Here is a 14,082-nt window from a genome sequence, read left to right as displayed (position 1 = left end):
ATAACGGAGAGAACCTTCGTTGGGTAGCTATGTTTTCAACATCCAGTTTTTTGGAAGCATTGTGGGTCAAGCATAGACACTGGTGTCCGTAAGGAAGTAAAATTCAATGACAATTGAATGAAATTGAGCTCTAACGGCCGCGGATGTCCTTTATAATGTGGAAAAATGTCAAAAAGCAGCTCTAGCGGCCACAAATGTCCGTAAGAGCGGCCAATCCGTCAAGCAGCCAATCTAGCAGCCAGACCTACCCTCCGGCGTTCTTTTCCGTCAAGCAGCTTGACTTACCTCCGGCGCTGAGACTCCGTCAAGCAGGCAGACTCACTATCCGGCGCTTACTCTCCAGCCTGCACACGTTTGCGATACTCCGAAGGGGTGCATTGCATTCTTGCGCGAAACACTTTGACAAAATAGCTGATATGATCAAAGCCAACGTCCATGGCGACATTAGCGATTTTGGCATGGGGCTTCTCCAGCAGCTCAGCCGCCTTGCGGATGCGATAAGCGTTTAAATATTCAATGGGCGTCTGTCGAGTCATAGCCTTGAAAAAACGGCAAAATTGCCCTTCACTCATCGGGATTTGCTCCGCCAGCTCCGAAATCCGAATAGGGCGCTGATAGTTTAGCTGCATATGACCGATGACGGATTTCAGCCGGTCCAGCTTGAACTGCATTTGAGACGTTTCTTCACGTTCACTGCGGTTGCAAAGCTGGTCAGTTGCGGTTAAATCATGAAGCATCAAATATAGCAGTCCCTTGGCAGCGATTTCGTAGCCTGGTTTTTCCCCGCAGCAGACCTCCATAAACCATTCAATTAAAGCTAAAAGACTGCGTCCCCATGCCTGATCCCTTGTAATGGGGCGGGGAAGAGTACGGCTTCTTTCCTGCAGCGGGGAAATATACTTCTCCTGAACGGCATCAAAGCTTGCACTGGAAAGGAAATCCAGATCAAACACAACAGCGCAGTAGGAGCAAGACAAATCCTCCAGCGCATACCCAGCGTGAATTTCTCCGCCATCAATAAAGACGGCTTCTCCAGCGCGAAGGGGAAAGTATTCGCCGCCTATTTGCATGAGTACCCCGCCTTCCGTTACATAAAACAGCTCGGCTTCTGAATGCCAATGGCAGTCCAGAACAGGCGCGCCAGGTCCGATTGGCCCCATCATATATGCAGCAAGCGGAAATTGGTGACTACCGTGCAGCCGGTTTTCTTTTAACGCCTGTTTTTCCATCACATCCATTACCATGCCAGACAGCTCCCTTCAGAGGATGTTCAACCTTGCGACGTATTGTTCTATTTTGCTGCCATGATGCTTTGAATGCAGGTTTATCTTATGAATAATCAAAATAGTGCTACAAACAGGCAAAATCCTGTTAGTTAAAGCGTTTACTTATCAGTATACTGCAAGTAAGTGAGTTTGAAAATGACAAATTAAACCTTTTGAAGGGCTGGTGTGCACGTTGAAGTTTACAGACGGTAACTGGATGATTCGGGATGGCTATAATGTGCTTGGCGCGGTGCAGGCGCATGATTTTGAGCAAAGAGACGGACGTTTGACCGCTTATGCCGCTCCTCGTCCTATTTTGTCGCGGGCGAACATGCTGGATACGATGCTTCTGACGGTTCATTTCCATTCGCCTCTTCCCGGCGTTATTGGCGTAAAGCTGGTCCATCATGCCGGAGTGGTGGATCACGGCCCCGCTTTTGAATTGTCCGCAGCTGACGAAAGCCAGGCCATTATTGAGGAAACTGAAGAAGCAGCCAGCCTGAAAAGCGGGAATCTGGAGGTTATCATCCATAAAGGGCCGACCTGGCGCGTAGACTTCGTCCGCAATGGCGAACGTTTGACGGGCAGCAAGCAAAAGTCGATGGCCTATATTACATCCGCCAAAGACGGCAAAACCTATGTGCGCGAAGAGCTGGACCTTGGCGTAGGCGAGTGGGTGTATGGCCTTGGCGAACGCTTTACCTCTTTTGTCCGCAATGGCCAATCCGTTGATCTGTGGAACAAGGACGGCGGGACAAGCTCGGAGCAGTCCTACAAAAATATTCCGTTTTACATAACCAATAAAGGGTACGGCGTATTTATCAATCAGCCGGAGCTGGTATCGCTGGAGATCGCTTCTGAAAAAGTGAAAAAGGTGCAATTCAGCGTTGAAGGCGAATCGCTGGAATACTTTATTATCGACGGCCCGGACATGAAGGGCGTGCTGAACAAATATACGGATTTGACTGGCAAGCCCGCGCTGCCGCCGGCATGGACGTTTGGCCTGTGGCTGTCCACGTCGTTTACGACCAATTATGACGAAGCTACCGTCAATTCCTTCGTGGAGGGCATGGCGGAAAGAGATTTGCCGCTGCGCGTTTTCCACTTCGACTGTTTCTGGATGCGCGAATTCCACTGGACGGATTTTGTATGGGATGAGCGTATTTTCCCGGATCCCGCAGGTATGCTGAAAAGGCTGAAGGAGCGCGGCTTGAACATTTGCGTCTGGATCAATCCTTATATCGCACAGCGTTCCCGGTTGTTTGAGGAAGGCAAAAGCAACGGCTATCTCGTGAAAAAAGCAAATGGCGACGTATGGCAATGGGATATGTGGCAGCCCGGCATGGCGCTTGTTGATTTTACTAATCCGGCCGCCTGCGAATGGTATGCCTCGTACCTCCGCGAGCTTGTGGACATGGGCGTCGACAGCTTCAAGACGGACTTCGGCGAGCGTATTCCGGTTGACGTTGTATATCATGACGGCTCCAATCCGCAAAAAATGCACAACTACTATACGTATCTCTACAATAAAGTGGTATTTGGCGTATTGGAGGAAAAGCTGGGACGGAATCAAGCGGCGGTATTTGCCCGTTCCGCTACAGCAGGCGGTCAGAAGTTCCCGGTTCACTGGGGCGGAGACTGCGATTCCGACTATGAATCTATGGCGGAAAGCTTGAGAGGCGGCTTGTCGCTGGGCTTGTCCGGCTTTGGCTTCTGGAGCCATGACATTGGCGGCTTTGAAAATAGATCGCCTGCCCATGTATTCAAGCGCTGGCTTGCGTTTGGCCTGTTGTCCAGCCATAGCCGTCTGCATGGCAGCCGTTCCTATCGGGTGCCTTGGGAGTACGACAATGAAGCGGTTGACGTAACGCGCTTCTTTACGAAGCTGAAAGGTTCGCTTATGCCTTATCTGTTCCGCACCGCAATCCAGGCTAATCAGCAAGGCGTGCCTGCGATGCGCGCCATGGTGCTGGAATTCCAGGATGATCCGACCTGCGAAACGCTGGACCGCCAGTACATGCTGGGCGATAGCCTGCTTGTAGCGCCGGTGCTGTCGGAGGACGGCGGGGTGTCCTATTACCTGCCAAGGGGCAAATGGACCAGCCTCTTGAAAGGCGAAACGGTGGAAGGCGGCTCATGGCGCAAGGAAACCTATGATTTCTTCAGCCTGCCGCTATTTGTCCGTCCTAATACGCTGCTTGCGATTGGGTCGGTAGACGGCAAGCCGGACTACGACTTTGCTGACAATGTGCGTCTTGAGCTTTATGCGCTGGAGGATGGAGCCGAAGCTTCCACGGTCGTTTACAATACAGAGGGCGTAGCTGAGCTGACCATAACAGCCAAACGCTCCAGCAATGAAATTGCCGTCTCCGCCGAAGGAGCGGGCAAGCCGTTCTCCCTGGTCGTTAAGGGTCATGAAGGCAGCCTGACCGTTTCATCGGGCGCGCAAGCTGCCGCAGCAGGCAATACGGTATCAGTGCCGGGCGGCCAAGCAAGCTTGGCGTTTACTATCGCGCTATAGAGTTGACAGAAGAGCCGCAGCGGCTGCAGGACGGATGCGTCCAGCGATCGTTGCGGCTGTTTTATCCGGGCGACGGCAGTTATGAGGCAGAAGCGGTTGAGCAAGAAGTAAATGAACGAAGTTAAAGAGCGTGGGTGACCCGTTTCTTTCGGGTTGCGGCAACTTTTAGGGAGGAGAGAGAAAGTGAGTGCAACAGCATATTTATTTCAAAATACGGAGCTGCCCCCCGACGAAAGGGCAAAGGATTTGGTCTCGCATTTGACGCTGGAGGAAAAAATAGAATCCATGGTGCAATACCAGCCGGCTATTGAGCGGCTGGGCGTCAAAGCATACAAGCACGGGACAGAAGCGGCTCATGGCATGGCCTGGCTGGGAGAAGCAACGGTGTATCCGCAGCCGATCGGGCTTGGCTGCACCTGGAATCCGGAGCTGATGAAAAAGGTTGGTTCGGCCATCGGTGACGAGGCCCGCGTGTTCTATCAGCGTAATCCCGAGATGAACGGCTTGACGCTGTGGGCTCCGACCGTCGATATGGAGCGTGATCCCCGCTGGGGTCGTACGGAGGAGGCCTACGGCGAAGATCCGAGACTGACCGGAGAATTAACGGCGGCGCTTGTTCAAGGCATTCAAGGGGATCATCCCCGTTATTTCAAAGCGATCGCTACGCTGAAGCATTTTATCGGCAACAATAACGAAATCAATCGGGGAAGCTGCTCCGCCAGCATTGATCCCCGCAATATGAAGGAATATTATCAGGCGGCGTTTAAACCGGCATTTGTGCAAGGCGGCGCCAAATCGATGATGACCTCCTATAATGCCGTAAACGGCGTGCCAACCATATTGCTGGATGACGTCAAGGCCGTGGTTAAGGAAGAGTGGGGAATGGACGGCTTTATCGTAAGCGATGCCGGTGATTTGCTGGGCATCGTAAACGACCATCATTATTATGAAACATACAAAGAAGCCGTAGCCCATGCCATCAAAGCGGGAATTGACAGCATCACGGATGAAAAGGAAACGACTTGCCGCGCTATTCGAGAAGCGCTGGCGGAGGGATTGCTGCAGGAAAGCGATCTGGATACCGCGCTTCGCAATACGTTCCGCGTCCGCTTTATGCTGGGCGAATTCGATCCAGCGGAGGACAATCCGTATAGTGATATTCCCGATGCCAAGGTTGGCGCTCCCGAGCATGCGGCTTTGTCCAGGCAAGCGGCTCTTGAAAGCTTTGTTTTGCTCAAAAACGAAGGCGGCTTGCTGCCGCTTGCGGCAGGGAATATTGCCGAATCCGGCGGGGATGAAGGCGCCCGGCTACCGGTAAGCGGCGGAGTTGCCGTCATTGGGCCGCTGGCCGATGTGGTGTACCGCGACTGGTATTCCGGCAGTCTTCCGTATGCCGTAACGCCGGTAGACGGCATTAAATCGCGTTTGGCCGGGGGCGGCGTCATCCATGCCATCGGCGATGATGTTGTTGTTTTCCATACAGCAGATGGAAAACCTTTGCTGCTGGAGCCGGGAGCCGGCAGCCGGCTTGCAGTTGGCGAACCCGGAGCGGCAGCGGAGCCTTTTCGCATAACCGATTGGGGCTGGGGCAGCCTGACGCTGCGAAGTTTTGCCACGGGCAAGCTGTTATCCAGCGCCGACGATGCTTTTTTGGCGGCTGTTTCTGATGAAGCATATGGCTGGTTCGTCAAGGAAGTTTTCCACTATGATGAAGCCAAAAAGGAAATGACAGCATGGAACGGGGACGCAATTATTGCGCCAGCAGCCGGCGGGCCATTGGCTGTTGCCAAGCAAGAGAAACATCCAGCTGAAGGTAATTGTGATGAACAGGAGAAGCATGAAAAACAGGAAAAGCAGGAAATACAAGCAGCGGTCCTCCAAAAAACCGTTGTGCATAACGGTTTGGCTGAAGCGGTTGAAGCTGCCCGTACTGCGGAAACGGCGGTTATTGTGGTTGGCAACAATCCGCTAATCAACGGCAAGGAAGAAATCGACCGCCCCGGTCTGGAGCTTCCGGCTTCCCAGCAAGCATTGATTAATGCCGTGCTGGATGTCAATCCGCGCACTGTGGTTGTCATTATCGGAAGTTATCCGTTTGTGCTGGGTGAACTGGCGGAGCGCATTCCTGCCATTCTGTATGCCAGCCATGGCGGACAGGAGCTGGGGAACGCTCTTGCTTCCGTATTGTTCGGCGACTACTCGCCGGCAGGGCGCCTGAACATGACCTGGTATGCTTCTGAAGAGCAGCTTGGCATTCTGCTGGACTACGATATCAGGAAGAGCAAATTGACATACCTGTATCATGAAGGCAAGCCGCTGTATCCTTTTGGACATGGTCTTTCTTACGGGGAGTTCCGATATGGGAATCTGGAGCTGACAAATGACATTGCTCTTAATGCCAACGCAGGGGTTAACGGAGAAAATACAGTCGGTTTGCCTGCGGGAGGCGTTACGGCAAAGCTGACGGTTACCAATTTGTCGGATATCCCGGCGGAAGAGGTTGTGCAGCTCTATGTGTCAGTGGAAGGCTCGCGCGTCGAGCGGCCTCTTAAGAAGCTGACGGCCTTCAAGCGCGTGCTTATCCAGCCAGGTCAAAGCGAAGTCGTTGAACTGACCGCTCCAGTCGATGACTTGGCCATTTGGGATGTGACCCGGAGTAAATTTTGTCTGGAAAAAGCCCGCTATACCTTTATGGCCTCTGCTTCCAGTGAAGATGTCCGTTCTGCCGCAACGCTTGATATTGAGGGAGAAATCATTCCTTCGCGTAATTTGACCCTCCCCACATCCGGGGATACCTATGACGATTATGAAGGCGTTTATTTGGATGAAAACAAGGAGGGCGGATTTTGCGTTGCCGTAACCGATGGTAAAAACGGCTGGCTGGCTTATCGGGATGTAAACAGGTCTCTTTTGACGGAAGCGTCGTGCTGGAGAGGACGTGTCCATGCTGCAGGCGAAGGCGGGATTTTGTTAGGCGGATCGCCAAACTGCGAGAAGCTTGGAAGTATTGCGGTAAACGGAAGTGACCAAGGCTGGACCGATATTGAAATCCCGCTGAAGCTTTCTGAGGGCATGGATCATGATTTCTATATTACGTTAAGCGGCGATGTGCGTTTATCTTTGTTTCAGTTGAATTGAAGTTGATTGAAGGGAGAGGTAACAGAATATGATCAGCAGCAAATTACCGAAGCTTTGGTATGGGGGCGATTATAACCCCGAGCAATGGGATGCCTCTGTTATGGAGGAAGACCTGCGTTTGTTCCGCTTGGCGGATATTGATGTCGCAACCGTTAATGTTTTTTCCTGGGCCGGCATACAGCCAAGCGAAGATACCTATGACTTTTCCGAGCTTGACCGCATCATTCATCGCTTGCAAAAGGATAATGTTGCGATTTGCCTCGCCACGGCTACCGGGGCTCATCCCGCTTGGATGGCGAAGCGTTATCCCGAGGTAACCCGGGTGGACTACGAGGGGCGGAAGCGAAAATTTGGCGGACGTCATAATTCTTGCCCCAACAGTCCCGTTTACCGCAGCTATTCCGCAGCAATCGCAGGTAAGCTGGCTGAGCGTTATTATGATCTGCCTGGTCTTGTCATCTGGCATATTTCCAATGAATATGGCGGCTATTGCTATTGCGACAATTGCGCGGAAGCCTTCCGCGTCTGGCTCCAGAAGCGTTACCAATCGTTGGAGGCGCTGAATAAAGCCTGGTATACCCGCTTTTGGGGACATACCTTCTACGAATGGGACGAAATCGTGCCGCCAAATGCGCTTAGCGAGGAATGGGGCGGCAATCGCACCTGCTTCCAGAGCATTTCACTGGACTACCGCCGCTTCCAGTCCGACAGTCTGCTTGACTGCTACAAGCTGGAGTATGAAGCGATCCGCCGTTATGACAAGGATACTCCGATTACTACCAATCTGATGGGCACATACCCGGAGCTGGATTATTTTAAATGGGCCAAGGAAATGGATGTGGTGTCCTGGGACAACTATCCTTCCATTGATACGCCTCCAAGCTATACGTCAATGACGCATTCTTTGATGCGCGGCTTAAAAAGCGGTCAGCCGTTTATGCTGATGGAGCAAACACCGAGCCAGCAAAACTGGCAGCCGTATAACTCACTGAAGCGTCCCGGCGTCATGCGCCTCTGGAGCTGGCAGGCGGTGGCGCATGGCGCGGATACCGTCATGTTCTTCCAGCTTAGGCGCTCTATCGGCGCTTGCGAGAAATATCATGGCGCGGTCATCGAGCATGTCGGACACGAGCATACCCGTGTTTTCCGTGAATGCGCCGAGCTGGGGCATGAGCTGAAAATGCTGGGCGACACCGTTCTGGACAGCCGCAGCGCAGCCAGAGCCGCCATTTTGTTCGATTGGGAAAACCGCTGGGCGGTGGAGCTGTCAAGCGGTCCCAGCGTGGCGCTGAAGTATGTGGACGAGGTGCATCGCTATTACCGGGCCTTGTATGAGCAAAATATTTCCTGCGACCTGATTGGCGTAGAAGAGGATCTGGAGAACTATGAACTTGTGATAGCGCCGGTCATGTATATGATCAAACCTGGCTTTGCGGAGAAAATCGAGGCGTTTGTGGAGCGGGGCGGCACGTTTATTACGACGTATTTTAGCGGTATCGTCAATGAAAACGATATCGTGACGACCGGCGGTTACCCCGGCAAGCTGCGTAAGCTGCTGGGGATATGGGCGGAGGAAATCGACGCTTTGCTGCCTGGACAAACAAACGAGCTTGTGCCCGTCCAGCCGCCCGGGCTTTCCGGCGAGCAAGGGACCCGCGCCGATGGCGGTTTGGCGCAGGGGCTGAACGGAAACTATACTTGCAGTATTCTCTGTGACTTGATCCATACGGAAGGCGCGGAGGTTGTTGCGGAATATGGCAGCGACTTTTATAAGGGCATGCCGGCCCTGACCGTCAACCGCTTTGGCAAAGGCAAAGCCTGGTATGTAGCGACCAGCCCTGACGAGGCGTTTATGGGGACGTTCCTGGGGCATGTCTGCAAGGAAGCAGGCATCGGGGCGCTGCTGCCGCCGACGGCTGGCGTCGAGGTGAAGGAGCGGCAGAAAGGCGACAAAACCTTCTTGTTCATTCTGAACCACAATGCCGAAGAAAGCGTCGTAAACCTTGGAGGCGAATCACTGAAGGATCTTTTGTCCGGGAACACATTCAGCGGAGAATGCCGCATCCCGGCTAAAGGCGTCTACATTCTGGAGCGAAAATAAAACAGAATAACAATTGAAGGAATGGGATTGTCCGAAAAGTCAAGCTCCACGAATAATGATTCAGGAGAGGACCGGAGAGGAAAGGGTGTCTTGAGGGCGAGTTTTTTTTGTCCGTTTTTATCCGCTAAAAAATAGGTCAAAATAATGCGGGCAAATAGGTTTGAGCCTCCAAGACACCCTTTTCCGGTAGGGACCGGTTTTGTTGAATAATCATTCACCGCAACATACTTTTCGGACAGTCCCGTATGTCCCTACTATTCAATAACAAGCTCGCGCGGCGACAAAAATTCAAGGATGCGCGAGGATATCCAGGAGCCGGCAAATGCAGGCACAATGCTGAGGCTGGCCGCAACGATAATGCCTGGCCATTGCAGCACCAGCGGCAGCTCGGCCATGCCGTAATCCCGCATCATAAATTCAAGCAGAGAGGTAAGCAGCCAGATGCCCGTTATTGCGCCGATGACCGCGCCTGCGGCGGACAAAAGGGCAATCCCGCAGGAGATGGAGAGCCTGATGCTGCGAGAGGTCATGCCGATTGTTTTGTAGATGCCGTAGGTTTTCAGCATCGTGCGAATGCCAATGCGGCAAATGCTGTAGACAATAATGGCGGATACGCCAAGGAACAGGAAGCCTACAAAAAACATGGGCAGCAGCAAATTGTCAACCGCTTCCTTGAAAACGGAATCCAGAAGCGATTTTTGGGTTTCAACGGTTAATTCGGTTTGGTATTGATCCTGGAGTTCCCTGGCAACAAGGTCGGCTGACACACCGTCCTTAAGCTGGATAAAGGCAGAGGCATCGGTAATTCCCGTGTTGACTTCATCCAGTGGAACATCGGACGTTATTCGCGCAGACATCGACCTATTAGAGATGGCCTGGTAGATGCCGCTGACCAAAAGGGATACTTTTTTGCCTCCGATATACAGCTCCATTCTGTCTCCGATATGCAACCCCCGATTTTCCGCCACCTTTATGCCGATTGCAATTTCATTGCGATTAACGGGATTTCTGCCCTCCAGCGTTTCAAAACCAAGGCCTTCGTAGCTTCCGTCCAAAATGCTGACACTAAGGCTTCCCGGCTCACCGGAGACATATACGCCCGTAGCGCCGCTCATCCATCCGAAGGAGGCAATACGCTCATCGTTTTGCAACGTTTGGTTAAAGATTTCTCTGGAGAAGGAAGCATCGTTTACAATGGAAACGGAAATATCCGAGTTATCATAACCCCATTTGCCAGCCGATTGATGAATGGCAAGCAGACTTGTCACCAGTACGAAGCCAAGCGTGATGGCAGCCGATGCTGTGACAGTGATGATTGCAATCAGGGTGCTGCCCTTGACATTTTGCTTCAGATGACGGAGACCGATTGCCGCAAAAAAGGGATAGCGGTCAAAACGCGGCCATGTGCCGCCGGAGGTATTTGTGACTTTGCCCTTTCGCGAGCTATTCTTTTCCGACATTCCGTAACGGATTGCCTGGGCCGGCATAATAGCTGCCGTTTTGCGGGCAAATACGTAGGAGAAACCTGCCGCCAGCAGCAAAATAACGATTCCGACCACGCCTAACACAATCATATCCTCCAGGCCAAGTCCAGTGTTTTCGGTTTTCAGATTAGAAAGCGTCAAATCCGCAATCAGCCGTGAGGTTGCTCCGCTTAGCACCACGCCTGGCGCTACGCCTAGCAGCGCAAGGAACGTATATTGAAGCACAAAGATTAAAATAGTTCCGGAGGAGGTCATGCCAATCGCTTTTAAAATGCCGATTTTGCGATATTGCGCCAGAATGGCGTCCGAGATCGTAAAACCAATTGTAACTAAAGCGATCATCAGCATGATAATGCCTAACACCATCATAATGAACCCGATTAGCTTATTCATGACCAGATAGAAGGAAACGATCTCCTCATAGCTGATTTTGGATTCCAGATAAGGCTTTCCAAGCTTTGCAGCCAGCTCATTCCAGAGGGCGGTGCTTTGGCTGTAATCCTGATAACGAATGCCGAACATATAGCGTTCATTGCCGGTCAAAGCTGAACCAGACTGCTCCTTGTAATCCTGCGGATTCATCCAAATGCGGGCCGTGGTTGAAAAAGGGGCGCCAAAGGGAATGTCGATAACGACAGCGGAAACCTTCAACTGGAACACGTCATCGCCGCTGCCAAACGTCAAGGCGTCGCCGATTTCAATGCCGCTTCCGTAAGCAAGAGAGGAAGGAACCCAAACTGTTCCGGGCTGAGGGACCCCCTGCTGTTCGCCTTGTACAAATTGTAGCTTGTCCACCTTTTGCTCTTTGTCCGGCGTATTGATCATATAGACATAGAGGTTTGAGATAGTTTTGTCTCCAAGGCTTACTTTATTGAGAGTCCGATACGGCAGCAAGGAAGAGGGCTCAGCCTCGCTGCGGCTTTGCCACCAGGAATGAATTTCATCGGGATTATGTTTGCCGGAGTCCAGAATAACCATTTCATGCGGCGCATTGGAGCTATCGAATAGCTGCTGAAACCGGTTTTGCGACTGATTCATCAAAATAATGGAGGTTGCCGACAACCAGGTGGATAAAAGCAGCAGCAGGGCCATGAGCAGACTTTGCATTTTTTTGCGTCTGAGCTCGCCCAGAATCAGAGTTGCAAGAGCATTCACGGGCGCCCCTCCTTGGTTGCAAAAGCAAATACAATGCTTTCGCGCTCGCTCATATCGCCCCCGTCGTAACGGCCCAGCTGGATATCGCCGCTTATCTTGCCATCGGAAATAACAATGATCCGGTCGCCCCGGCAGGCGGCTTTAATATCATGCGTGACCATAACGATGGATTGCCCGCCATGATTCAGCTTCGTCAGCAGGTTCAATACGGATACGCCTTGATCATAGTTCAGACTTCCTGTAGGCTCGTCCGCGAACAAAAGAGGAGGCTTGTTAATTAAGGCTCTGGCGATCGCTCCTCTTTGCTGCTGGCCGCCTGACGTTTGCATCGGCAGTCTTCCCGACTCCGAAGCCAGTCCCATTTGCTCCAGCAGCGCCGCGGCTTCCCGCTTGACTTCGGCCTTTGGGCGCCCCGCGACATAACCGGGCAATGATACATTTTCCAGCAGCGTCAAATCGGGAATGAGGTTGATGCTTTGATAGATATAGCCCATTTCCTTGGCCCGGAACTTCGCTAGCTCCTTCTGAGGCAGGGCATGGATGTCCTTGCCCTTAAACAGGACGTGGCCAGCCGTTGCTTGCTCAAGCCCGCTTAGCAAATAGAGAAGGCTGGATTTTCCCGAGCCGGAATTGCCCATAATGACCGTAAATTCACCTTCAACAATGTCTACCGTTACATTTCTTACAGCATGGTGCTGCTGGTTGCCTGAAGAATAGGTTTTGCAAAGCCCGTCTGCAGTCAAAATGGCGGATGGGGGATGGGGCGATGTCATATAAAATCCTCCTTGATGGTTGTATAAATGCGTGTTGCAAAAGTCCGCCTTTGAGCAAGGAAGCAAACCTTTTGAACTACATCTATTAAGGAGTATAGGGAGCAGATATATATAGGAGCTTATCAAATTATGAATAAATCCTTACAGAGGAGCCGCTTTGTTATTGCAAGGGAATTATCCGCTTAACGGCAATGTAAAGGTGAAGGCGGTGCCCTTGTTTTTTTCGCTGCGGAAGCTTATTGTACCGCCGTGCTCCTCAATAATATGCTTGCATATGGACAAGCCTAATCCGTTGCCTGTGCCGGAAACGAGGTCTTCTCCCTTGGCCGGGCTCCCTTGATAATATCGGTGGAACAGGAAAGGCATGTCCTCCGGCGATATGCCCTGGCCCGTATCCGACACCGTTGTAACCAGCTTGCCTTCATCGAGTATGATATCCATGGAAATGGTACCGCCGCGTTCGGTATGTTTAATGGCATTGGCAATTAAATTGCCGATCACTTGCTCCAGCCGCACGGCATCGCCGCGAATCAGCACATCGGGAACGGATGACGGCGGACGAAAACGGATGCCATGCGCGATAACAAAGCTGGCGGCAGATTCCGCCATAAGCTGAAACAACTCCCGGCTATAGATTTCCTCCGGCTTAACCGATATTTGCCCCAGCTCGCTCATGGCATGCAGCATCAAATCCTCGATCAAAGCGGACATTTTTCGTGTATGAACATCCATTACTTCTACATATTCCTTAACGGACGGCGACAAAGCGGCTTCTTCTCCGCGCATAAGCTCCGTGTAGGCTCTGGCAACAGCCAGCGGGGTTTTCAGGTCATGGGAGATGTTGGTGATCAGCTCCTTTTGAGCTTGATCCTTCCTTAAACGCGATTCATGCAAGTAGCGGATTTCCGTTCTCATTTGATCGAATACGCCGTACAGCTCTCCAATTTCATCATCGCGGTTATGGACCGCGCTTTCGTTGTAATTGCCCTGAAGGATGGCCTCGGAATGGCTGCGCAAGATCATAACTGGCCTCAGGATATAGATTTTTATTGTCCTTGCATAAAAAAGAAGCAGCGCGATTAACCCGGTCAATCCGCAGCCGATTAGCCAAAGAGGCAAAGCGTGAGCTCCGGATGGGCTCCATTGCTTGATTAATTCGGAGGGTGCATAGATTACGGCATTACCGGTCTGAATGCCGGTTTTGCTGCTTACAACGGGCAAGGCGACAGAATAGACGCCGCCTCCTACATGCTGCAGCCGGTAATGTGATTCAGTGATGATGTCCAGCTTGAGCGGCTCTTCGCCGCGTAATAAACCATCCAGCAAGGTTCCCGCATCCATGTCAGAGTCAAAATACAAGGTCCCGTCGAGAAAAGCTGCTTTGATGCGCATCCCCGTTTCCTTTGCCATGGACCCAAGCTGATCCCCATAGGGAGCAAGCGTAGCAGCATTGTCGGCATAATCCTCCAGTAAAACCATGATGTCGCTTGCTTGCGCCGTAACCCGGTTGACAATGGCTGCGCTTTTTTCCAGCGGATCGCCGTATCTTAACTCTCCGTATAACATTGCGCTCCCCGCCACAATCAAAAGAAGGCATAACGAGGCGAGCAGAAGCATTCGCTTCATCCCTTGTTCAAGCATGACA

Annotated in this window: 7 protein-coding genes; 3 read left to right on the top strand and 4 right to left on the bottom strand. The window is 52.0% G+C overall.

Going from position 1 to position 14,082, the window contains the following annotated elements:
• Positions 1-332: 332 nt before the first annotated feature.
• Entirely contained in the window at positions 333-1,244 is a 912-nt protein-coding gene (locus tag A7K91_RS16090) for a helix-turn-helix domain-containing protein (RefSeq protein ID WP_342671741.1), read from the bottom strand.
• A gap of 214 nt (positions 1,245-1,458) precedes the next feature.
• Here A7K91_RS16090 and yicI point away from each other — a divergent pair, with 214 nt between their 5' ends.
• The 3 genes from yicI to A7K91_RS16075 all read left to right on the top strand — a co-directional run bounded on the left by yicI (position 1,459) and on the right by A7K91_RS16075 (position 9,025).
• On the top strand, positions 1,459-3,786 hold the full coding sequence (yicI, locus tag A7K91_RS16085) for an alpha-xylosidase (protein ID WP_068684451.1): 2,328 nt from the start codon (positions 1,459-1,461) through the stop codon (positions 3,784-3,786).
• Between the two features lie 183 nt (positions 3,787-3,969).
• On the top strand, positions 3,970-6,924 hold the full coding sequence (locus tag A7K91_RS16080) for a glycoside hydrolase family 3 C-terminal domain-containing protein (RefSeq protein WP_068684450.1): 2,955 nt from the start codon (positions 3,970-3,972) through the stop codon (positions 6,922-6,924).
• 28 nt (positions 6,925-6,952) lie between these two features.
• A complete protein-coding gene (locus A7K91_RS16075; protein WP_068684448.1) occupies positions 6,953-9,025 on the top strand; it encodes a beta-galactosidase in 2,073 nt (690 codons plus the stop codon).
• Between the two features lie 254 nt (positions 9,026-9,279).
• Here the strand turns inward: A7K91_RS16075 and A7K91_RS16070 are convergent, their stop codons facing one another.
• The 3 genes from A7K91_RS16070 to A7K91_RS16060 all read right to left on the bottom strand — a co-directional run bounded on the left by A7K91_RS16070 (position 9,280) and on the right by A7K91_RS16060 (position 14,078).
• Positions 9,280-11,664, bottom strand: a complete 2,385-nt coding sequence (locus tag A7K91_RS16070) for an ABC transporter permease (RefSeq protein WP_068684446.1) — start codon at positions 11,662-11,664, stop codon at positions 9,280-9,282.
• Positions 11,661-12,437, bottom strand: coding sequence for an ABC transporter ATP-binding protein (locus tag A7K91_RS16065; RefSeq protein ID WP_068684443.1), 777 nt, complete (start codon positions 12,435-12,437; stop codon positions 11,661-11,663). The genes A7K91_RS16070 and A7K91_RS16065 overlap by 4 nt, the downstream gene beginning before the upstream one ends.
• A gap of 174 nt (positions 12,438-12,611) precedes the next feature.
• Positions 12,612-14,078: a sensor histidine kinase gene (locus tag A7K91_RS16060; protein WP_068684441.1), complete on the bottom strand. Its 1,467-nt coding sequence runs from the start codon at positions 14,076-14,078 to the stop codon at positions 12,612-12,614.
• Positions 14,079-14,082 lie beyond the last annotated feature (4 nt).

It is taken from the genome of Paenibacillus oryzae (genome assembly GCF_001675045.1).
Lineage (GTDB): Bacteria > Bacillota > Bacilli > Paenibacillales > Paenibacillaceae > Pristimantibacillus > Pristimantibacillus oryzae.
This window is presented reverse-complemented; position numbering and strand designations above follow the sequence as displayed.